Annotated in this window: 22 protein-coding genes; 18 read left to right on the forward strand and 4 right to left on the reverse strand. The window is 54.8% G+C overall.

What is annotated here, in order from left to right; genetic code table 11:
* Positions 1–3: 3 nt before the first annotated feature.
* From AB1S56_RS07025 to AB1S56_RS07080, 12 genes are all read left to right on the forward strand, one after another.
* Positions 4–801 (forward strand): metal ABC transporter ATP-binding protein, encoded by a 798-nt coding sequence (locus tag AB1S56_RS07025; protein WP_340869752.1) that lies wholly within the window; start codon positions 4–6, stop codon positions 799–801.
* Positions 798–1,736 (forward strand): metal ABC transporter permease, encoded by a 939-nt coding sequence (locus AB1S56_RS07030; protein ID WP_340869753.1) that lies wholly within the window; start codon positions 798–800, stop codon positions 1,734–1,736. Before AB1S56_RS07025 ends, AB1S56_RS07030 begins: the two co-directional genes overlap by 4 nt.
* Positions 1,733–2,614 (forward strand): metal ABC transporter permease, encoded by an 882-nt coding sequence (locus tag AB1S56_RS07035; RefSeq protein WP_340869754.1) that lies wholly within the window; start codon positions 1,733–1,735, stop codon positions 2,612–2,614. The genes AB1S56_RS07030 and AB1S56_RS07035 overlap by 4 nt, the downstream gene beginning before the upstream one ends.
* A gap of 162 nt (positions 2,615–2,776) precedes the next feature.
* Positions 2,777–3,523, forward strand: a complete 747-nt coding sequence (locus AB1S56_RS07040) for a Cof-type HAD-IIB family hydrolase (RefSeq protein ID WP_340869755.1) — start codon at positions 2,777–2,779, stop codon at positions 3,521–3,523.
* 32 nt (positions 3,524–3,555) lie between these two features.
* The gene (locus tag AB1S56_RS07045) at positions 3,556–4,038 is read left to right on the forward strand and encodes a DUF456 family protein (protein ID WP_340869756.1); all 483 of its coding nucleotides are present in this window, start codon (positions 3,556–3,558) and stop codon (positions 4,036–4,038) included.
* 36 nt (positions 4,039–4,074) lie between these two features.
* On the forward strand, positions 4,075–4,800 hold the full coding sequence (locus tag AB1S56_RS07050) for a ThuA domain-containing protein (RefSeq protein ID WP_340869757.1): 726 nt from the start codon (positions 4,075–4,077) through the stop codon (positions 4,798–4,800).
* 17 nt (positions 4,801–4,817) lie between these two features.
* On the forward strand, positions 4,818–6,506 hold the full coding sequence (locus AB1S56_RS07055; protein WP_340869758.1) for a polysaccharide biosynthesis protein: 1,689 nt from the start codon (positions 4,818–4,820) through the stop codon (positions 6,504–6,506).
* Between the two features lie 19 nt (positions 6,507–6,525).
* On the forward strand, positions 6,526–8,151 hold the full coding sequence (locus tag AB1S56_RS07060; protein WP_340869759.1) for a copper amine oxidase N-terminal domain-containing protein: 1,626 nt from the start codon (positions 6,526–6,528) through the stop codon (positions 8,149–8,151).
* Between the two features lie 22 nt (positions 8,152–8,173).
* Positions 8,174–8,515, forward strand: a complete 342-nt coding sequence (locus AB1S56_RS07065; protein WP_340869760.1) for a thioredoxin family protein — start codon at positions 8,174–8,176, stop codon at positions 8,513–8,515.
* 195 nt (positions 8,516–8,710) lie between these two features.
* Positions 8,711–9,637 carry a COX15/CtaA family protein gene (locus AB1S56_RS07070; protein ID WP_340869761.1) on the forward strand — a complete coding sequence of 309 codons (927 nt, stop codon included), beginning with the start codon at positions 8,711–8,713 and terminating at the stop codon, positions 9,635–9,637.
* Positions 9,638–9,671: 34 nt separating this feature from the next.
* Positions 9,672–10,385, forward strand: coding sequence for a Cthe_2314 family HEPN domain-containing protein (locus AB1S56_RS07075; RefSeq protein ID WP_340869764.1), 714 nt, complete (start codon positions 9,672–9,674; stop codon positions 10,383–10,385).
* A gap of 21 nt (positions 10,386–10,406) precedes the next feature.
* The gene (locus tag AB1S56_RS07080; protein ID WP_340869765.1) at positions 10,407–11,189 is read left to right on the forward strand and encodes an SDR family oxidoreductase; all 783 of its coding nucleotides are present in this window, start codon (positions 10,407–10,409) and stop codon (positions 11,187–11,189) included.
* 67 nt (positions 11,190–11,256) lie between these two features.
* Here AB1S56_RS07080 and AB1S56_RS07085 read toward each other — a convergent pair whose 3' ends face one another.
* Positions 11,257–11,502: a NifU family protein gene (locus AB1S56_RS07085; RefSeq protein WP_340869766.1), complete on the reverse strand. Its 246-nt coding sequence runs from the start codon at positions 11,500–11,502 to the stop codon at positions 11,257–11,259.
* Between the two features lie 106 nt (positions 11,503–11,608).
* Between AB1S56_RS07085 and AB1S56_RS07090 the strand changes: the two genes are divergently transcribed.
* Positions 11,609–11,878, forward strand: a complete 270-nt coding sequence (locus AB1S56_RS07090) for a YuzB family protein (protein ID WP_340869802.1) — start codon at positions 11,609–11,611, stop codon at positions 11,876–11,878.
* A 40-nt stretch (positions 11,879–11,918) separates the two neighbouring features.
* On the opposite strand, the gene AB1S56_RS07095 is transcribed toward AB1S56_RS07090, so the two are convergent.
* Both AB1S56_RS07095 and mqnE read right to left on the reverse strand, forming a co-directional pair.
* Entirely contained in the window at positions 11,919–12,989 is a 1,071-nt protein-coding gene (locus tag AB1S56_RS07095) for an FAD-dependent oxidoreductase (RefSeq protein WP_340869767.1), read from the reverse strand.
* A gap of 76 nt (positions 12,990–13,065) precedes the next feature.
* Positions 13,066–14,169 carry an aminofutalosine synthase MqnE gene (mqnE, locus tag AB1S56_RS07100; protein ID WP_340869769.1) on the reverse strand — a complete coding sequence of 368 codons (1,104 nt, stop codon included), beginning with the start codon at positions 14,167–14,169 and terminating at the stop codon, positions 13,066–13,068.
* A 246-nt stretch (positions 14,170–14,415) separates the two neighbouring features.
* Between mqnE and erpA the strand changes: the two genes are divergently transcribed.
* The 5 genes from erpA (at position 14,416) to AB1S56_RS07125 (ending at position 19,581) form a co-directional block, all read left to right on the forward strand.
* Positions 14,416–14,778, forward strand: coding sequence for an iron-sulfur cluster insertion protein ErpA (erpA, locus tag AB1S56_RS07105; protein WP_340869771.1), 363 nt, complete (start codon positions 14,416–14,418; stop codon positions 14,776–14,778).
* A 97-nt stretch (positions 14,779–14,875) separates the two neighbouring features.
* Entirely contained in the window at positions 14,876–15,631 is a 756-nt protein-coding gene (locus tag AB1S56_RS07110; RefSeq protein ID WP_340869775.1) for a response regulator transcription factor, read from the forward strand.
* Entirely contained in the window at positions 15,624–16,718 is a 1,095-nt protein-coding gene (locus AB1S56_RS07115; protein WP_340869778.1) for a sensor histidine kinase, read from the forward strand. The genes AB1S56_RS07110 and AB1S56_RS07115 overlap by 8 nt, the downstream gene beginning before the upstream one ends.
* Before the next feature lie 132 nt (positions 16,719–16,850).
* Positions 16,851–17,627, forward strand: coding sequence for an ABC transporter ATP-binding protein (locus AB1S56_RS07120; protein ID WP_340869781.1), 777 nt, complete (start codon positions 16,851–16,853; stop codon positions 17,625–17,627).
* Positions 17,602–19,581: an ABC transporter permease gene (locus AB1S56_RS07125; protein ID WP_340869782.1), complete on the forward strand. Its 1,980-nt coding sequence runs from the start codon at positions 17,602–17,604 to the stop codon at positions 19,579–19,581. The genes AB1S56_RS07120 and AB1S56_RS07125 overlap by 26 nt, the downstream gene beginning before the upstream one ends.
* Positions 19,582–19,604: 23 nt before the next feature.
* Here the strand turns inward: AB1S56_RS07125 and AB1S56_RS07130 are convergent, their stop codons facing one another.
* Complete coding sequence (locus AB1S56_RS07130; protein ID WP_340869783.1) at positions 19,605–20,354, reverse strand: metallophosphoesterase; 750 nt, start codon at positions 20,352–20,354, stop codon at positions 19,605–19,607.
* Positions 20,355–20,361 lie beyond the last annotated feature (7 nt).

The raw sequence follows: 20,361 nt of genomic DNA on the forward strand, positions 1-20,361 counted from the left end.
GTGGTGAGTGAAGCAGCGAGCATACAGCAGGGAGCGAACGGGAGTGCTCCCCTCTCCGTGAGGGGACTCAGCGTCGCTTATCAGAAGAAGCCCGTGCTTCGAGACGTTACGTTCGAGGTGAACGAAGGCGAGCTGATCGGCGTTATTGGGCCGAATGGCGCGGGCAAATCCACCATGATGAAGGCTGCTCTCGGCTTGATACCATCCATCGCTGGCGAAGTGCTTGTATACGGCAAGTCGGTCAAGGCCCAGCGGAAGCTGATTGGTTATGTGCCGCAGCGGGAATCCGTAGACTGGGATTTCCCGACGAACGCGCTTGATGTTGTTCTTATGGGCACATACGGCAGGCTGGGCTGGTTCGGCCGTCCCGGCCCGAAGGAGAAGGCGCTGGCGCTGGAATGTCTGGAGAAGGTCGGCATGGCCGACTTCGCCGACCGCCAGATCAGCCAGCTGTCGGGCGGCCAGCAGCAGCGGGTGTTCCTGGCGAGAGCGCTGGCCCAGAACGCCAAGCTGTACTTTATGGATGAGCCGTTCGCGGGCGTTGACGCCGCAACGGAGAAGGCTATTATCACCCTGCTGCAGGAGCTGAAGAAGCAAGGGAAAACCGTCATCGTCGTGCATCACGATCTGGCGACGGTGCAGCAATATTTTGACTCTGTGCTGCTGCTGAACGTGGAGCTTCAAGCCTTCGGGCCGACCCCTATCACGTTTACGCAAGAGAAGCTCCAGCGTACGTACGGAGGACGGCTCGCATTCCTGGATCACAGCCTGATTCAGGGAGGAAGAGGTGATCGGCCATGACAAACTTTATGGCAATGATGGCCGATCCCAACATGCAATGGATATTTTTTGGATGCTTGCTGCTGGGTCTGAGCAGCGGGGTCATCGGCAGCTTCTCCTATTTGCGCAAGCAGAGCCTGGTCGGTGATACACTGGCGCACGCGGCATTGCCTGGCATCTGTATCGCGTTTATGCTGACGGGCGTCAAGTCCATCGGCATATTCCTGGTTGGAGCGGGCATTGCGGGCGTTATCGCGACCTTCGGCATCGGCTATATTACGCGCCATTCCAGATTGAAGCAGGATGCGGCGCTGGGCATTGTGCTGACGGTATTTTTTGGACTGGGCATTGTGCTTCTCACGTTTATCCAGCATGGCGATTATGGCAATCAGTCCGGTCTTGACAAATTTCTGTTCGGCCAGGCTGCCGCTATGGTCGGCTCGGATGTGGTGACGATGTCAGTCATAAGCTTATCGCTAGTGACGATCTGCACGCTGTTCTTCAAGCAGTTCAAGCTCATCTCATTTGATCCCGGCTTTGCCAAGGGCATCGGCTATCCCGTCGCCCTGTTAGAGCAGCTGCTTATGCTGCTTATTGTGGTTGCGGTGGTTGTCGGCATCCAGGCGGTAGGCGTCGTGCTTATCGCGGCGCTGCTAATAACCCCCGCCGTCTCGGCGAGATATTGGACGAATCGGCTTGGCGTCATGGTTGCGCTGTCGGGTCTGTTCGGCGCGTTAAGCGGCGCGCTGGGCACCTGGATCAGCTCTTCGGTGTCTAACCTGCCTACAGGTCCTGTGACGGTGCTGGCGGCTACGCTGTTTTTCCTCATCTCGATTCTGTTCGGTCCACAGCGCGGCCTCATCGCCAAACGCCTTGCCAGGCTGCGCGTGAAGAGACGCTTCCATCTCGAGAACAAGCCCCGCGGGGAGGGCATGAAAGGAGAGACGGCGGTATGAGCGATTTCTGGATATTGTTGACGGGCTCGCTTGTAGCGGCATGCTGCGGCATCGTTGGCGTCTTTCTCGTGCTCCGCAAGATGGCGATGATCGGGGACGCGATCAGCCATTCCGTTATGCCGGGAATCGTGATTGCGTTTCTGATGAGCGGCTCAAGAGATTCCTTGCTTATGATGTTTGCGGCGCTAGTGTTTGGCGTGTTTACAACGTTCCTCATTGGCCTGTTCGAGCGGGGCGGCATTCAATCGGATGCCTCCATCGGCGTTGTCTTCACCGCACTGTTCGCGATCGGGGTCATCTTGGTCAGCCTGTTCGCCCGCCAGGTGCATCTTGATCAGGATGCCATCCTCTACGGTGAGATCGCGTTTGTGCATTGGAATATATGGGAGGTGGGCGGCGTCAGCATGGGCCCGAAGGCGGTCTGGCTGCTTGGCGTTACCCTGCTGATCATCCTTCTGGTCATCGGTCTGCTATACAAGCAATTTAAGCTTTGCTCGTTCGATCCCGCGCTGGCGGCTGCGATCGGCATACCGGTAGCCTTCTTCCATTACCTGCTTATGGGCCTTGTATCCATGGCGACCGTCAGCTCCTTCGAAAGCGTCGGCGCGATTCTGGTCGTCGGCATGCTGATCGTCCCTGCTTCAACGGCATACCTGCTCACGGATCGTCTTGGCATGATGCTGGCGCTCAGCGTCATCGCAGGCATTGCAAGCACGTTCCTTGGCTATGGCGTCTCCATTCTGCTGGACGCCTCCATCGCCGGCTGTATGGTGTGCGCGGCGGGCGTCCTGTTCCTGGCGGCGTTCCTCTTCTCGCCAAGTCAAGGGCTTATCATCCGCAAGCTGCGCCAGCGGGCGCTCGCCTCCTCAGCTCCATAATCAGGCAATATTGAGACTGTACATGCGCGAACCAGACCGTTGTCTGCCACTCTTATTGGAGAGTGCGGGCGGCGGTCTTCTTTTTTTCATGAATTTGGTACATTATGTGTTAAAATAAGCTGTGCGAATGGTACGGCCACAGAGATAAAGGAGATGAGAACCATGCCCAAATATAAACTGCTGGCGCTTGATATGGATGGAACCTTGCTGAACGAAAGAAGTGAAATCAGCGAAGGAAACGCAGAGTGGATCAGACGCGCGCGCGAGGCGGGCGTTACGGTCTGCTTCTCGACGGGAAGAGGCTTCGTCAGCGCGCTGCCCTACGCGGAGCAGCTGAACCTCGATTCGCCGATGATTACGGTGAACGGCGGAGAGATATGGAGCAAGCCGCATGTCCTCTACAAACGAACGGAGCTTAGTCCGTATTATGTAAGGCGGCTCCACGCCCTTGCGAAGGAGCATCCCGAGGTGTGGTATTGGGCCTATACGACGCTTGGCATTTATAACAAGGAGCGCTGGTTCGAGCCGGAGGACGATTATGAAGCGCATCATTGGCTGAAGTTCGGCTATTACACCGAGGATGACCGGGCCCGCGAGCTTATATTGGCCGAGGCGCAGAGCTGGGGAGCGCTGGAGATCAGCAACTCGTCGCCCTGGAATCTGGAGCTCAATCCGGAGGGCGTATCCAAGGCAAGCGCGCTCAGGGAGCTGTGCGAATGGATGGGCATCGGGATGGAGGATGTTGTGGCCGCGGGCGACAGCCTGAATGATATTGCAGCGATTCGGGAGGCCGGGCTGGGCGTCGCGATGGGCAACGCGCAGACTGCTGTGAAGCAGGCGGCTGACGTTATTACGCTTACGAATGATGAGGACGGAGTAGCGGAAATCATTAAACGATTTGTGCTGTAGCTCCGGCAGCGTGTGGAAGGGAGCGAGTGGACATGGATATTTTGGGCTGGACGCTGGTCATCCTGTTGTTTGTTGTTGGAATGGCTGGCGCGATTTATCCCATTTTGCCGGGAGCTGTAGCGATATACGGCGCGTTTTTTGTATATGGCCTGTTCTTCTCCTTCAGCGAATTCGGCATTATTTTCTGGATATTGCAGACGTTAATCTTTATCGTGCTTTTTGTCGCGGATTACGCGGTAAGCGCATGGGGCGTCAAGAGGTTCGGAGGCAGCAAGCCCTCCATCTACGGGAGCACGCTCGGCCTTGTCTTGGGACCCTTCGTCATTCCGGCGTTCGGGCTTATAATTGGACCGTTCGCAGGGGCAGTAGTTGGCGAAATGATCGCGGGCTCCAATCTGGAGAAATCCTTGAAGGTTGGCTGGGGCTCGCTTGTCGGCCTGTTCACCAGCGTCGTCGTCAAGATTATTCTGCAGAGCGCGATGATTGCCATATTCGTATTCCAGCTTGTAATCTAAGGTAAACACTATTCGAAGCAGAGGCGGTAATGAACAATGATCAAAGTGACGGTTTGGAATGAATTCCTGCATGAGAAGCAGCATGAAGAAGTGAAGGCGGTATACCCGGACGGCATACATAACGCGTTGGCGAAGGGCATTGCGGCGGGCGACATCGAGGCAGCGACAGCGACGCTGGAGGAGCCGGAGCATGGCTTGACGGAGGAGCGCCTGAACAATACGGATGTACTGATCTGGTGGGGGCATATGGGCCATGACCAGGTAGACGACGCCATCGTAGAGCGCGTGCAGCAGCGCGTTTGGGCGGGAATGGGATTAATCGTGCTGCATTCCGGCCATTTCTCCAAAATATTCAAGAAGCTGATGGGGACCGGCTGCGATCTGAAATGGCGGGAAGCCAATGAGAAGGAACGGCTGTGGGTCGTAAATCCTGCCCACCCCATTGCCGCTGGCCTGCCGGAATACATTACGCTGGAGAAGGAAGAGATGTACGGCGAGCACTTCGATATTCCGGCTCCTGACGAGCTGATCTTTGTCAGCTGGTTCGAGGGCGGCGAAGTCTTCCGCAGCGGCTGCACGTTCAGCCGGGGCCAAGGCAAGATCTTCTACTTCCGTCCCGGCCACGAGACGTATCCGACCTATTATAATCCGCAAATTCTGCAGGTCATTCAGAATGGTGTCCGCTGGGCTGCGCCATCCGGAGCGGCGGCTCCAGTACGCGGCAACCACAAGCCGCTTGAGCCCATCGCGAACAAATCGTAAGGGATGGCGCAGAGGGTATGCTGAAGAAGGATTCGCTTATTAAAGGTACTTTAATTCTTGCCGCGGCCGCGCTTATAGCGAGGTTCCTTGGGCTGTTCCAGCGTATTCCGCTGGACTACATGCTGGGAGACGAGGGCAATATCGCCTTCTCTGCGGCCAATATGGTTTATTTGATCGTGCTTATGATTGCGACGGCTGGTTTTCCCAGCGCGATCAGCAAGATGGTCTCGGAGCGGTACGCGCTTGGCAGGCCTGACGAGGCTCAGCGCATTTACCGGGCCGGCCTGCTGTTCGGCGCGGCAGCCGGCCTTGTGCTGGCCGTCTCGCTGTTCGTGCTGGCGCCCGTATTCGCGGCAGTGGCCAAGAAGCCAGGCATTGATCTGGCGGTTCGAGCCATCGCGCCAGCGCTGCTGTTTTTCCCCATCATCGCGATGATGCGAGGCTACTTCCAGGGCAGACAGATGATGTCCGCCGGCGGCACCTCGCAAATTGTCGAGCAGTTCGTCCGGGTTATCCTGGGGCTGCTGCTGGGCTGGCTCGTGCTTGAGCTGGGCTGGGGCGACCGCTGGGCGGCTGCGGCCATTACGTTCGGAAGCGTGTTCGGGGGTATCGCGGCATTTGCTGTGATGCTCCGCTTCGCCCGCAAGCTGAAGCGCCAGGACCAGGAGACGATGGATACATACAACGCCGAGGCATCAGCGGCTTTGCGGCCGTCACGCGGTGCTTCCGGCGTCTCGGGCGCTTCGTCCAGCAGGCTGCGCTACCGTACGATCTACAAGGAAATTATGAGCATGTCGATACCGGCACTTATAACGTCTATTGCGATCAACTTCATCAGCCTGTTCGACATTACGTTTTTTATGAGACTGACGGAGCGCTTCTACACAGAGGCCGAAGCGACGCTGGAGCTTGCGGATTACGGTATTAAAGCCATCTCGCTTGCCGGCATTCCGCCCATACTGGCCATTGCGCTGAGCTCGTCGATTATTCCGGTTATATCCTCCGCTTATTCATTGAAGCGAATGAACGAGGTGCAAAGTCAGGCGTCGATGGTCCTGCGTATCGTCTGCTTCACGGGCGTGCCGTTTGCGCTCCTGCTGACAGTAGCCTCTTATTCCATAACGGGACTTATATTCGCGAGCCCAAGCGGCAGCGGGGCGGTTGCGGCGTTGTCAGCCGCTACGATTCTGCAAATTACGATGATGACCTCCAACTCCATTCTGTACGGCATGGGCAAGCAGAGGCTGTCTATGCGGCATACGATTATTGGACTGGTGACAAAAATGGCATGCAGCGCGGGGCTGGCGCCGTTTATGGGCATTTACGGGTTCATACTCGCTTCGACGATCTGCTTTGGCGTTGTGACGGCACTGAATTTGTCTGCAATCAACAAGGAGGTTAAGCTGATTGTGCTGGGCAAGCGTTGGCTGCCGTACATGCTGGCTGTTGCCATAGCGGCAGCGGCGGGCTGGGGAGCGGAGGTCGGACTATTGAGCTTGACGGAGAGCTGGGCCGACAAGCTGAGCTTCTTCGCGGCAGCGGCGGCGGCGTCCATCGTTGTAGGCGGCTTATACGGTGTGCTGCTGCTTGTGCTGCGGGTCATCACACCTCAGGATGTGGCTTCGTTCCCAAGACCGCTGAGAGGGCCGCTGAACAAGCTTCTGCGCCTGCTGAAGCGCGGACCGGCAGAAGCATCATCCCAATAGGGGAGAGGGAGAGGTTAGAATGCTGACGAAAAAAATGGTAAGAGCGGCTTCGCTGCTGCTGCTTGCCCTGCTGATAACGATTGCGGCTGGCTGTCAATCCTATGGGGGCGTAGATTTTAACCAGACGCTTAAAAACGGGCTGACGGTGACGTCCGTGGAAAGCAAGGGAGTTTACGAGCTGGAGCTTCATATGGACGAAGCTATGCTTGACTCCCACGCGGAGTATTACGGCGAAGAGGAGGCTGCGCTGCTGCGGCTCTTCTCCAATATACAGCTGGAGCTTCATCAGTCGAAGCTTCAGGACGAGACGCGTATGTCAATGGATGGGGTATTGAAGCTTGGATCCCAGGAGTCATTATCGATTGGCTTCCAAACCCGCATGGACGGGGAGACGCTTGCCATTGAGCTGGAGGGCGCGAAAGCGCCGCTCACTCTTGATCTGACAGGAGAGGAGCTGCTGCAGCTTAACGGCTTGGAAGCCGCTGCAATGGAGTCCCCATTGGAGCCGGCAATGGACGAGGAGACGATGACGCAAATCGGCTTCGAGTTAATGGATATCATTGGTGATTATAGTATTGGCAATCTGCCTAATCCGTCCAATCTGAAGGTTGCGCCCGTGAGTCTGCCCATTGGCGGTAAGGATACAGCGCTGCTGCGAGCTTCGTTCACGATGAGCGGCGACGAATTGTGGACATGGATTCAAACTTATGTAGAGGCGCTGATTGCGGATCGGAATGGCCTGGATGCCATGGTGGAGCGCATCCTCGATGTAGTCGACAGTAATCCAGAGCTATGGGCCCTGATTGGCGGAATGAATCCTATGCAGACGGGCTTTCTAGATGCTCCTACTGAACGTGAGATGATCGAAGAAGCCAGCGAAGCCATATTGGACTCGTTAGTGACGCTTCAGGAGGAGTTAGAGGCCATTCACGAAGAGGAGCAGGCCATGCTGGAGTCCACGTTGTTCGGAGACGCGCTTCAGCTGAAGCATGAGATGTATGTGGACCATAAGATGGATATTCGCAAGCAGACCTTTGAGCTGACTTATTCACAGGAGGAGCCGGCTGAGGAGGAATTGAGTATGGGTTTGCCCATCTCCGGCTTCACGATTCGCGGGGACATCGAGAATTGGAACGTAAATGGTCCAGTTGTGGCGGATCAGCCTGACAACGCTCGAGAGACGATTGCGCTTGAGCAAGTCCAGCAGGGCTTCCAATTGATGAAGCATGTGGAGAAGGGCAGCGATTTGTATACGCTGCTGACGGAGGGCTTTCACCTTAATAGGCAAACCTACAACGCGTACACATATTCTTACAGAAATCCTCCCATCATTATGCCAGGCTTCACCTCTATGGTGGCCGTACGTGATGTAGCTGATGCGCTGGGCGCTGAGGTCGAATATAATGGGTCCACAAGACGTGTAGCCGTGAAGGACCCCTACACGAATACAACGATTGAATTCACCCCAGGCGATGATCAGGTGCTGGTTAACGGGGAGCTGGAGGAATGGCCCATTCCGCCGTTTGTCATCAACTGGACCACCTATGTGCATGCCCGTAAGCTTGCTGAAGCCCTTGGAGCCGATATTGAATGGACCGGGTATCCCGGAGGCGGCGGTTATGTAACGATTCAGAGGGAAATATAAGAGCAGAGAGGTGGGGCACATCATGGAGAAACTAATAACTGATGCCGCTTTCCGTGAGGTGATTAGCGGAGGAGAGCTGACCATTGTCGTGTTCAAGACAACATGGTGCAAGGATTGCCATTTTATCGATCCCTTTATGCCGGAGCTCATCCAGCAATATGAAGGAAGGGCGCGGTTCTATGAGATCGACCGCGACGACCTGCCGGAGCTGTGCGCAGAGCTGAATATCCTCGGCATTCCAAGCTTCATTGCGTTCCGAGGCGGACAAGAGCTGATACGGTTCGTAAGCAAGCTGCGCAAGACGCGCGACGAGATCGAGGGCTTTGTAGACAAGGCAATAGCAGTGAACGAAGCGATCGCGTAACAAGCCTCACCTGCTGGTGGGATCAAGTAACAGCATCAGTCCGTATACAAGCCGAAGCATAATGGCTCGCTTGTATGCGGGCTTTCTTTTTCCAGCTATGGCAGGGCGTTATATCGTCACATTTTCAACATGGCTTTTGCATGTCTGAATCGATATAATTGAAGGGTCATAACTTACGGAAATTAGGTGATTATTATGGTAACCGGCCGTTTTCGCGCGTTTGCTGTCGCATCGTGCATCGGAATGCTTCTCGTACTGCTAGCCGGAGCTCTTGTTACGAATACCGAATCCGGCCGCGGCTGCGGAGATGATTGGCCTCTCTGCCACGGCAAGTTTATACCCGCTTATACCTTCGAGACGGCAATGGAGCTGTCCCATCGTGTCGTCAGCGCACTGGAGGGATTTCTTGTACTGGGCGTCCATATCGCGGTGTATCGTATGTACAGACGTAATCGCCAGGCGTTCAAGGAGCCGCTCTTTTATTCCGGCGCTGCCCTGCTGTTCACCATCATTCAAGCGCTGATGGGCGCAGCCGCTGTGAAGTGGTATCAGTCTCCGCCAGTTATGGCGATCCACTTCGGCATATCCATTATCGCATTTGCGGCGACCTTTCTGCTGGTTATCTGGGCATTCCGCGCCAAGAAAGCGCCTCAGACGTTTACGGTGCCGCGCTCCATTTATCCAAGAGCGCTCGCCACAGTCATTTATACGTATATCGTTATTTATATGGGCGCGTTTATTCGTCATACGGATTCGTCGGGAGGCTGCTTGGGCTGGCCGCTATGCAACGGCGAGGTGATTCCAGAGCTGTCCGGCGCTACGGGAGCCGTGTTCCTTCACAGAATGGGAGCTTTCATCTTAGGTCTTGCCATTGCGGGTCTGTATATCCATATCAGACGCGTTACCAAAGACGGTGCGGGGCTAATTAAGCCAGCCTGGTGGGCGCTTGTGCTGCTGGTTGCCCAGGTGCTGAGCGGCGCTTATCTCACCTTTACGATTGGCGACGAGGATGTGTTCATTTTCTCCAGCTTGATTCATAATGTTATTATTGTTGGTTTGTTCGGCCTCCTGGTGGATATCGTCATTCGCTCATGGCGGCTTAGAGAAGGCCGAGAGCGGTAAGTCACATGAAGGCAGTATACGAGGAGGCACAGCCATGCTGCGATTTATGTTCGATGAAGAGGAACGGGCGCCCGAAGGTAACGTGATGGAGGCCTGCTCGCATATGGATCAATTTGCAGCGATGCTGTCGAAGCGCATTCGTGAAGCTGGAGATTCCGACAACAAGCTGCGCAAGTTCGAGATATGGACAAGAGGGCTTCGCTCCTCGCTGATGGAGCTGGAGCAAAGCCATTACGCCGCTCTTCGCTTTAAGGAGCGTATTCATTCCAGCTCGGTCCGCGATATGAGCGCCGAGGAGCGCCTTCAATACGATCGGTATGTGTATTTTGACAAAAACGGCTTTATCCGCGTATTTTCCTTGCTCGATAAGCTGGGCACCTTCCTCAATGAGCTGCTGGGCATGCGCACGGAGAAGATCAAGCCGCATTTCTCTTACTTCACCGTGCTTCGCAGCATGAGGGAGCGCAACGCTCATCCGGACTTGACGTGGCGGCTTAACGAGAGCAAGGAGAAGCACAAGGAGGCTACGAATCGTCTCCGCAAAAGAAGGAATACCGAAATTCATTATATGAATTCGGAGATGCAGGATGATTTGATACAAAGCAACCGTATGTATGGAGCGGAGATTCAGCTGGAGAACCTGCAGCAGCAATCGGAGGATCTGGCCTGCTGCTTGAATATGGCGACGGAATCGCTTAAGCTGACCTTTCAATACGCGGTTTCGCTTGCGAGGCAGCATCACGTATAATCCAGGGAGAGGGTGGATTCTGTGGAGCTTAAGGGGAGATGTGCGCTTGTCACCGGCAGCGCCAAGGGATTGGGGAAGCGGACGGCGCTGCAGCTTGCCGAGCAGGGCTGCAACCTCATTATTAATTATCGGGAGAGCGAGCAGGAAGCGCTGCAGGTGAAGGCTGACATTGAGCGTCTAGGCGTGAAGGCCATAACCGTTCAGGCGGATATCGCGACGATTGAAGGCGCCCATAAGCTTGCCGATGAGGCGGAGGCGTGGGCAGGCGGAGTCGATATTCTGGTGAACAACGCGGGACCCTTCGTCCGCAAGCGCAAGCTGTACAGCGAATATGACGAGGAGACGATTATCCAGCTGATGAACGGCAACCTGCTGAGCGTCATGTTATTGGATCATCGACTGCTGCCGCGTATGAGAGAGAAGAAGTGGGGCAGAATTATTCACTTTGGCTTCGGCCATGTGAATGAGGCCAGAGCGTGGCCGCATCGCGCCGTGTACGCCACGGCCAAGACGGGCCTGGTGTCCTTCACGAAGTCGCTGGCGGTGGAGGAAGCGCCCTTCGGCATTACGGTCAATCTGATTGGACCTGGCGACATTCGCGGCGCGAATAAGGAACGCTCCATTGAGGAAGCGGAGCATGAGCTTGATCCGGAATCGCCGCTGGGCCGACCGGGCACAGGGGAAGATGTGGCGAGAGTGATCCTGTTCCTCTGCCAGGACAAATCGAGCTTCCTGACAGGCAACGTCATCGATGTAACGGGAGGCTTCGATCCCATCCGCGCCAATATCAAAGGCATGCTCTAAGCAGTACGAGCAAGCAAAAAAAGAGTCTTATCCGCCGGCATAGCCGGCTGGGATAAGACTCTTTGCATTAAAATACTTGTACGACTTCTACCACGCCGTCCACTTCTTCAAGCAGCGCGCGTTCGATACCGGCCTTCAGCGTAATGGTCGAGCTCGGGCAGCTGCCGCAAGCGCCAACCAGGCGAAGCTTCACGATACCGTCTTCAACGTCGACTAGCTCCACGTCGCCTCCATCGCGTTGCAGGAATGGACGGAGCTTGTCAAGAACGTCCAGCACTTCGTCATACATCGTGTCTTGTACTTGTTCACTCATTGCAATCAACTCCTTTCTCCCCTATTATAGTACAAAGCGAAACAATTGAAAATGGTTCGCAAATGTATTCCTATTCCCATCATGCTAAAGTAAGGTGATTATGATGATAAAACCAATGATTGAATTTTGCGCCAGCAATATGCACCATGGAACGGACGAGCTCATGCAGGAGCTGGAGCGGGATGATTCCGTTGAGGTGATGGAATATGGCTGCCTGGGCAATTGCGGCGAATGTTATTTGAAGCCATACGCGCTGGTGGACGGCACCATTGTCGCAGCAGACAGCGTGCCCCAGCTTGCGGCTCGTATCCGTGAAGCTATCGCGTCGCAGCAGGCTGACCGGGACGCTCTGGATAAGCTGCTGGACGACCTTTAGGCCTGTAAGCCTCTGCTCTGAACCGCGAATCCGCTCCGGCTTAGCCCAGATGGCGCTTGGAGCGCCATAACACACCGCTCTTCACGAGCCGCGGCACACGCCCCAGAATAGGCGTTCCGCCCATTAAGCCAAAGCCGCTTTTTTTGCCAAGCGAGCCAAGCACGCCCTTCAGCTTGATTTTGCCAAGACGCGGCTTCTTGTTCTCCCATATGGCTTGAAGCACCTCGGCGATCTGCTTGCCTTGGGCGCCTGCGGCCTGGCCGCTGGGCGAGAACGGAAGCGAAGCGCAATCGCCAACTACAAATACATTGCTGTAGGCGGGAAGCTGGTGATGCGGGTTAATCATCAGTCGACCCTGGGAGTCCTTGGGCAGGGCCATTCTCTGCACGAGCTCTACTGGCTGAATGCCGGCCGTCCACACGGTTACATCCGTATAGATGGGCGAGTCCGGCTGATTGCCGTCATACAATACGCCTTGCTCCAAGCGGGTCAAGGATACGTGCCCTCTCATCTCCACCTGATGCTCCGTGAACCACTCCGCGACAAAGTCCTGCAGCTTGCCAGGGAAGGCCGATAATACGCGCGGTCCTCTGTCCAATATTCGAATGTTCAGATCCGGTCTGCTCTCCCGAAGCTCCGAAGCCACCTCTACGCCGCTCAGCCCGCCGCCCACGATTGTCACTTGTCCGTATGGCTTCACGTCGTTCAGCAGGGCATATGTTTTTCTAGCCGCCGAAAAGGTCTGGATGCTCGTGGAATATTGCTGCGCGCCTTCGATTCCATGATATCTGTCGGTACAGCCGAGGCCGATCACGAGCCAGTCGTAAATAATGGGATCTTGATTCTCCAGCATAACAGCCTGGTTCTCCATATCAATATCCGTTATTTCCCCGTAAGCCAGCTTCAGACGAGGATCTACGGGGAACTTAACCCGCAAATCCAAATCCGAAACGGTTCCAGCCGCCAGCGCGTAATATTCTGTCTTCAGTCCCTGAAATGGCATACGATCCACCAGTACGATGGAAACGTCATGCGGCATGCCACTCTCCAGCAGTTCGTTCGCAATCGCGGCTCCGCCGTACCCGCCGCCCAATATGACCAATTTTCTCATAAGATTCCCCAGCTCCAAAATGTCCAAGATGGATGATGATAATACAAGTAGGTTGCGCTTAGGTCCTCGGGATTAATCATTCATAAATTTTGATTTCGTTGTAGAACGTATCACGTTCCACCGGAATTCTTCCCGCACCCTTGATCAGCCAGATCAGATCCTCGCGCGTAATGCCCTCCGGCGTCAGCGCGCCTGCGGCATGGCTGATTTTTTCCTTGACGATTGTGCCGTGAGCATCCGAGGCGCCCATCGTCAGCGCAACCTGTGTCAGCTGAACGCCAATGTTGATGAAATACGCTTTGATATGCTGAATATTATCCAGCATCAGACGGCTGATCGCGATCGTCTTGAGATCCTCGAACGCCGAGTTCCTTCTGCGGATGCCCGCCTTGGGATTGATTGGCTGCATGGACAGCGGAATAAACACAAGAAATCCGTTGGTCTCGTCCTGCAGATCGCGGATGTGCATCAGATGGCGAATGCGATCCTCCTTGGTCTCGATAGAGCCGTACAGCATCGTTGTGTGCGTGCGGAGACCAAGATTATGGGCAGTGCGATGCACCTCCAAATATTGCGACACATCGGCTTTGTCGACCCGCATCTTCTTGCGATAATGGTCGGACAGAATTTCTGCGCCGCCGCCGGTCAGCGATTTCAGTCCGGCCTTCATCAGCTCCTGGAGCACTTCCTTGTAGCTAAGTCCGCTGATGCGGGAGAAGAAGTCAATCTCGGCCGCTGTATAAGCCTTCAGCGTGACGTCGGGATATTTGGCATTCAGCGCCTTAAGCGAATCTACATAATATTGGAAGGGCACATGAGGATTATGGCCGCCTACAATATGGAACTCCCTGACGCCGGGATGAATGTGCTGCTCCACATATTGAATCATCTCTTCGCCGGACAGCGTGTAAGCGCCCGGTGCTCCCTCGTCCTTGCGGAAGTTGCAGAAGGCGCAATGCGCTTCACACACATTCGTGAAATACAGGCTCATATTTTCAATAAAATAAACCTTTTTTCCGTTTTTCTGTAGCGCGACCTCATTAGCCAGCTGGCCAATGGTCAGCAGATCGTCGGATTCATATAAGAATACGCCGTCCTCCAGCGACAGGCGCTGGCCGCTGCGTAACTTTTCGATAATATGCCCCATGCGGCTTTCTTGTGTCGGGATGATGACATTCATTAGGAAGTCCTCCTTCTAAAGTGCGTTCGCAACAGCAGATATGAGATAACTTTGTGAAAAAAATAACTTGTTATATCATCTAATTTGCTGTAACCATTATAAACCTCACACGTAGCAGGGGCAACAAGAAAGTCATGCAAGCGCTTCGATCTTCCATCCATTTCCGCCTTGCGGGAGGCTCTTGAGCAAGCACAAGTTGTGGGGTATACTATGGATAAGTAAGTAATGCGATTGGAGGGATGTAGGATGATCACGATCAGTGAATTGGCATCCGAAAAAATAAAAGAAATGCTGGAGCAGGAAGGCTCGCCGGATTTGTTCTTGCGGGTTGGCGTCAAGGAGGGCGGCTGCAGCGGCTTCTCTTACGGTATGGGCTTCGACGATGAAGAGCAGGAAGGCGACCAGGCTCTGACGGCTCACGGCATCAAGGTTGTAGTCGACAGCGACAGCGTCAAATATTTGCATGGTCTCATTATCGACTTTAAGGAATCCGCGATGGGCGGAGGCTTCACCATCGAGAATCCGAACGCCAGCGCAACCTGCGGCTGCGGCTCGTCGTTCCGCACGGCTACCGATGCGGGCAAGCCTGCGGCTGAAGGCGAGTGCTAACACTGCAATAGACATAGGAAACGAGCATGACGATTCAAACCTCTCCTGCGAATGGCGCCGGAGAGGTTTTTTTGGCGAAAGGGAGGCTTGAGAGCCTATGTATCGGATATTTGTTGTGGAGGACGACCCCAAAATTGCGGCCATTCTAAACCATAAGATGGAGCAGTATGGCTACCATGCGGCAACTGCATCCGAATTCCGCGATCTGCTGCCGGAGCTGACGGCATTTGATCCGCAGCTCGTGCTGCTGGACATTAACCTGCCTTATTACGACGGATATTACTGGTGCAGGCAGATCCGTATGCGCTCCAGCGTGCCCATCATCTTCATTTCGGCTCGGGCGGGAGAGATGGACCAGGTGATGGCTATCGAGAATGGCGGCGATGATTACATTACAAAGCCGATTCAGCTGGAGCTGCTGATGGCAAAGGTCCGCGGCGTGCTGCGCAGAGTGTATGGGGAATACGCCAAATCGGACGCCGGCACGGAACGGGAGCATGCTGAGATGGTCGCAACGGCCGCTTCATCACTCCTGAGTGTACATGGACTGACGCTTTATCTGGGTCGCAATGAGCTGGAATGGGAGGGCAGACGCACGCAGCTGACGAAGAATGAAGGGCTGCTTGCGGAATGCTTCCTGCGCCAGCCCCAATCGATTGTCTCAAGAGAGACGCTGCTGGAAGCGCTGTGGGACGATGTGCAATTCGTAGACGACAATACGTTGTCCGTCAATGTTACCAGACTCCGCAAGAAGCTGGAGGAGCTCGGACTGGACAAGGCGATTGAAACCGTCAGGGGACTGGGCTACAAGCTGGTGCTGAACGGTCTGGAACCGGAGGGCAGAAATGGATGAGCGTCGAAGAAATGCCGTATGGCTCCTATTTTTGAAGGATCGCAAGAGTTATCTGCTCTGTTATGCCTTACTGCTTGCTCTTGGCTGCTGCCTGTATCTATTGGAGAACATCAGGTATCCCGGACTGGTCGATACATCAACGCTTGTCTATTTTGTCCTGCTGGCTCTTGTCATTTGTTCATCTTGGCTCGTCATCGACTATATGCGTCAGCGTCCTTATTACAAGCAGGTATTCGAAGCGCTGGCAAGGTGGGACGAGCTCGGAGGCGCGGCGATTATTCATACTATGGCGACCGAAGAGCAGAGGCTTGTGACGCGTCTTATGCGCGAGCAGCATCGGGCCTACTTGAATGAGCTGAACGCCTTCAAAAGACAGCAGGAGGTTCACAATCACTTTGTCCTTCAGTGGGTGCATCATATGAAAACCCCGGTGTCCGTTGTGGACCTGCTCCTTCAGGAGGTGCGCCGCCAGCCGCCCTCGGACGAGGGCAAGTGGGTGGAGCTGGCAGAAAGCATTCATGAGGAGACGGAGCGTATGGCTCGCTCGCTGGAGATGATGCTGCATACGGCGCGGCTTGAGAAGTTTGAGCTTGATCTGCATATTCGCAGGATTTCTCTCCACGACTTCATTCGCAGCGTAGTCAATGCCCATAAACGGCAGTGCATCAAATATTCCATCTTCCCGCGGATAGAAGGAGAAGCATGGGCGGAGACGGACGAGAAATGGATGGCCTTCGTCCTGAATCAGCTCATCAGCAACGCCATCAAATACAGCAAGCTGAAGTCTGGCTCCAAGACGCTGCTGTTCCGTCTATCGGAAACGGAGGGAGAGAGCGGCGGCATTCGCCTGCAGGTTGTTGACTCCGGCATTGGCATAGCGGCGCATGATTTGCCGCGTATATTCGATCCCTTCTTTACGGGTGAGAACGGGCGCACGACAGGTGAATCGACCGGAATGGGGCTGTACCTGGCCAAACAGGTGTGCGGCCGGCTCGGCATGACAATCGAAGCGGAGTCGGAGCTGGGCGCGGGGACGACGTTTACGCTTTATTTTCACAAGAGGGGGATTCATGTCTTAGAGGAGTAGTGGCTAGGTGACAATATTGTAAGACGGCAGGGACGTATTGAAAGGCAAATCGATGGGTTCGCTGCTCCCGCGGATCTATACTAAGCTCATAAGGCTATTCAAGACAAAGCATTCCGGGGAGGACGAAGCACGATGAGCGTACTGAAGGCGCAAGGGCTTGGCAAGCTTTACAGCAGCAAAGGCAGTCTCGTATATAAGGCATTGGAGCATATTGATCTGGAGGTGGAGGCTGGAGAGTTCGTCGGTGTCATGGGACCGTCGGGCAGCGGTAAAACGACGTTGCTTAATCTGCTGGCGACGATCGACCGGCCGACGTCCGGGACAATCGAAATTAACGGGGTCAATCCCGTTAAGCTGACGGACCATAAGCTGGCGTTGTTCCGCCGGCGCGAGCTCGGATTTGTGTTCCAGGACTTTAATCTGCTGGACACGCTATCGATGAAGGAGAACATTATTCTGCCTCTGGTCATGGAGGGGATGAAGCCGAGATTGATTGAGGATCGTCTGAAGCCCATTGCCGAGCTGCTTCAGATCGAAGGCATTCTAGGGAAGCGCACATACGAGGTGTCCGGCGGCCAGAAGCAGAGAGCGGCGATTGCAAGGGCAATTATACACAAGCCTTCCCTGGTGCTGGCGGACGAGCTGACAGGCAACCTGGATTCCAAGTCGGCAAGAGATGTGATGGACGCCCTGAAGGAAATGAACGAGGCATTCCACGCAACTGTGCTCATGGTCACGCATGATCCTTTTTCGGCGAGCTATTGCAAGCGTATCATATTCATCAAGGACGGCAAGTTTTTTTCGGAAATCCGCCGAGGCTCCAATCGCCAGGCGTTCTTCCAGCAAATATTGGATGCGCTGAGCGTGCTGGGAGGGAATTTCGATGACATTCCGTTCGCTCGCGCTTAGCAACATAAGGGGCAACTGGCGCTCGTACAGCGCTTTTTTCCTCAGCAGTGTCTTCTCCGTGCTGATCTTCTATGTGTATGCAGCCTTTCTGAATCATCCCGACGTGCTCAGCGGGTATATTATCGGTGCGTCCAAGGTGAGGGTTGGCATGCAATATTGCCTGTATATCATTATGATTTTTTCGTTTCTGTTCATTCTGTACAGCAACTCGGCGTTTCTGAAGACGAGGAAGCAGGAATTTGGCTTATTCTCCTTATTCGGTATGACCAAGGCACAGCTCAGAAAGCTGGTTGTCTACGAAAATATGGCCATTGCAGCAATGGCCATCGCATCGGGAATCGGCCTAGGCGTCTTGTTCAGCAAGCTGTTCTTCATGGCGCTCGGCGCGCTGCTCGGCATGGAGGAGACGATCTCATTCGCCGTTCCGGTCAAGGCGGTATGGCTGACGGCTGGCGGATTTATGGCATTATTCCTGCTGATCTCTATCCTGTCAATGCTTCGGCTTGGCAGGGATCAAATTATCGACCTGCTGAAGGCGGCCAGACAGCCCAAAGGAAAGCTGACGTACAAGAAATGGCAGGTTGTGCTGGGAGCGTTATGCCTGGCAAGCGGGTATGGGATGGCGCTCGTAATGAATTCCTATACGTTCGTCATTTTCTCCTTGCCCATACTCGCCACCGTCGTGGCGGGCACATATTGGCTGTTCACGCAGCTCAGTGTCGTGCTGCTCCGATTTGTTCAGAAGCGGCACAGTGTGTATTACAAAGGGACGAATATGCTTATCCTTGCCCAGCTCGGGTACAAGATTAGGGACAACGCACGTATTCTGTTTGTCGTCTCCATTCTGAGCGCGGTTATTATGACGGCGCTTGGCGCGGTGTATTTGCTGCAGATTCAGTCCAAGCAGGATATGATGGAGACGTCGCCGTTCTCGCTCGCTTATGTGGAGAAGGGACTCCATGCGCAAGAGGTGATCCATCCCAGAGAGCTGGAGGGGATGATTGCGGAGGAAGGCTTCACGATAGAGAGAGAAACGAAAGTGGTGGGGGTCGGTCTTGAGCAATACCTCGTGGAGCTCGGCGAAGGCGAGAGCGCGGTCCAGATTGGCAGGGGAGACGCTGGGGAGTCCAGCTATAGCACGGACGCCATGATTATATCCCTCTCCGATTATAACAAGCTCGCGAGAGAAGCCGGCGAAGAGGAGATAACCGTTGAGAGCGGCAAGCTGATCGTGCTTTTTCCTAATTTTGACCAAAAGACCTACAGGGGAGGCACAGCCTCAGGCTGGATCAATGGAGAACAAGTGGAGCTGTCCATTTCGCGTTCCTTAAATATAAGACTATTAAACAATCGAATCCAATCGAACGGCACAACGGTTGTCATGGATGACCTTAGCTTCGTTCATCTGCTGGCAAGCGTGCCGGAGGAGAAGCAGCGAGTTTTCTACGGCTATGAGCTGGGAAGCTGGGAGGATTCCGCCCAGCTTGTGAAGAAGCTGGACGGACTCCTTGCTGAAGGGCAAGCCAGCCATAAGGATTTTGGCCGCGCGGAGCGATTTGCCGAAATGAAGGAGACGATTTCATTAACGTTGTTCATCGGCATGTTCATCAGCTTGCTGTTCTTCATCGCGGCAGGCAGCATGATTTACTTCAAGCTGTTTACGGAAATTCAGGAGGATCAGACACAGTTTAGAGCTCTGTCGCGCATCGGCATGACGGGCAAGGAAATTCGCCGTGTCGTCGTGTCGCAGATTGCGATTGTATTCTACATCCCTTGTGTCGTGGGCATCAGCCATGCGCTTTTTGCGATGCGTTCGCTCGATAACATGATGAACACGTCCAACTGGATCTATTCTTTTGTGGTCATCGGGATTTATATTGCGATGCAGACGTTGTATTTCCTGCTGGCGAGCAACAGCTACATGAAGAGCATGCTTCGCGAAGCAGGAGTGTAGGGAAAGGACCGTCTCCCCCGCCGTTATGGGCGGTGGAGGCGGTCCTTTGCCGTGCCTACGCGAAAATCGGTGCTGCTGTACCCGGCTCCGGACTGGCAGGAGTAGGTGACGCCGCTGCCGACGTCCAGCAGCGTCAGCCGATGGCCGTGCTTCGAGCCCGTATCGATGGCGATTCGCCGGTCGTCGGACCATATCTCGCCAGGCTCTGCGCCCAGCTTGAATGTTGGCGTATGCCCGAACATAATGCGGGTGAAGCGGTTAAGGGGATGATTCATGGGGTCCGAATGAATAAGAGAAGCCAGCTCGTTCACCGGATAAGCGTGGAACGCCTCTCTAATTTCCGTTAAATCCCGAATGGATTGGCTGGCTAATGGAATACCCGGCCGTACGCCGGCATGGACGAACAGGATGCCGGCTTCCACATGCGTGAGGGGAAGCGACTGAATCCATTTCACATAAGCGGCAAGCCTGCCGGATGGACGGACGCCGCTTCGCCTGCTGCTGCGCTTGTGGGCCGACACCAGCTTGAGCTCCTGATTGCCTGGCAGCACGACGGCTCCTTGCCGGGCCAGCTCGCGCACAAGCTCCAGCGTGCTCCAGGAGACGGGATTGTCGGCGTCGATATAGTCTCCAAGAAGGATGAGCCGATCCCGGCTTGGCGAATAATCAGCTTCGCGCAGCAGGCGCAACATCCCCTGCTTATGCCCATGGATGTCGGATATAGCAAGCAGCCGCGCGCTGTGGCTGCTGTCTCGATGTGGTTCATTGTTCATCTGGATC

The organism is Paenibacillus sp. PL2-23 (assembly GCF_040834005.1).
Lineage (GTDB): Bacteria > Bacillota > Bacilli > Paenibacillales > Paenibacillaceae > Pristimantibacillus.

Coding starts and splice junctions, on each gene's coding strand:
- AB1S56_RS07030 (WP_340869753.1), top strand. CDS start 798: ATGACAAACTTTATGGCAATGATGGCCGATCCCAACATGCAATGGATA.
- AB1S56_RS07035 (WP_340869754.1), top strand. CDS start 1,733: ATGAGCGATTTCTGGATATTGTTGACGGGCTCGCTTGTAGCGGCATGC.
- AB1S56_RS07040 (WP_340869755.1), top strand. CDS start 2,777: ATGCCCAAATATAAACTGCTGGCGCTTGATATGGATGGAACCTTGCTG.
- AB1S56_RS07045 (WP_340869756.1), top strand. CDS start 3,556: ATGGATATTTTGGGCTGGACGCTGGTCATCCTGTTGTTTGTTGTTGGA.
- AB1S56_RS07050 (WP_340869757.1), top strand. CDS start 4,075: ATGATCAAAGTGACGGTTTGGAATGAATTCCTGCATGAGAAGCAGCAT.
- AB1S56_RS07055 (WP_340869758.1), top strand. CDS start 4,818: ATGCTGAAGAAGGATTCGCTTATTAAAGGTACTTTAATTCTTGCCGCG.
- AB1S56_RS07060 (WP_340869759.1), top strand. CDS start 6,526: ATGCTGACGAAAAAAATGGTAAGAGCGGCTTCGCTGCTGCTGCTTGCC.
- AB1S56_RS07065 (WP_340869760.1), top strand. CDS start 8,174: ATGGAGAAACTAATAACTGATGCCGCTTTCCGTGAGGTGATTAGCGGA.
- AB1S56_RS07070 (WP_340869761.1), top strand. CDS start 8,711: ATGGTAACCGGCCGTTTTCGCGCGTTTGCTGTCGCATCGTGCATCGGA.
- AB1S56_RS07075 (WP_340869764.1), top strand. CDS start 9,672: ATGCTGCGATTTATGTTCGATGAAGAGGAACGGGCGCCCGAAGGTAAC.
- AB1S56_RS07085 (WP_340869766.1), bottom strand. CDS start 11,502: ATGAGTGAACAAGTACAAGACACGATGTATGACGAAGTGCTGGACGTT.
- AB1S56_RS07095 (WP_340869767.1), bottom strand. CDS start 12,989: ATGAGAAAATTGGTCATATTGGGCGGCGGGTACGGCGGAGCCGCGATT.
- mqnE (WP_340869769.1), bottom strand. CDS start 14,169: ATGAATGTCATCATCCCGACACAAGAAAGCCGCATGGGGCATATTATC.
- erpA (WP_340869771.1), top strand. CDS start 14,416: ATGATCACGATCAGTGAATTGGCATCCGAAAAAATAAAAGAAATGCTG.
- AB1S56_RS07110 (WP_340869775.1), top strand. CDS start 14,876: ATGTATCGGATATTTGTTGTGGAGGACGACCCCAAAATTGCGGCCATT.
- AB1S56_RS07115 (WP_340869778.1), top strand. CDS start 15,624: ATGGATGAGCGTCGAAGAAATGCCGTATGGCTCCTATTTTTGAAGGAT.
- AB1S56_RS07120 (WP_340869781.1), top strand. CDS start 16,851: ATGAGCGTACTGAAGGCGCAAGGGCTTGGCAAGCTTTACAGCAGCAAA.
- AB1S56_RS07125 (WP_340869782.1), top strand. CDS start 17,602: ATGACATTCCGTTCGCTCGCGCTTAGCAACATAAGGGGCAACTGGCGC.
- AB1S56_RS07130 (WP_340869783.1), bottom strand. CDS start 20,354: ATGAACAATGAACCACATCGAGACAGCAGCCACAGCGCGCGGCTGCTT.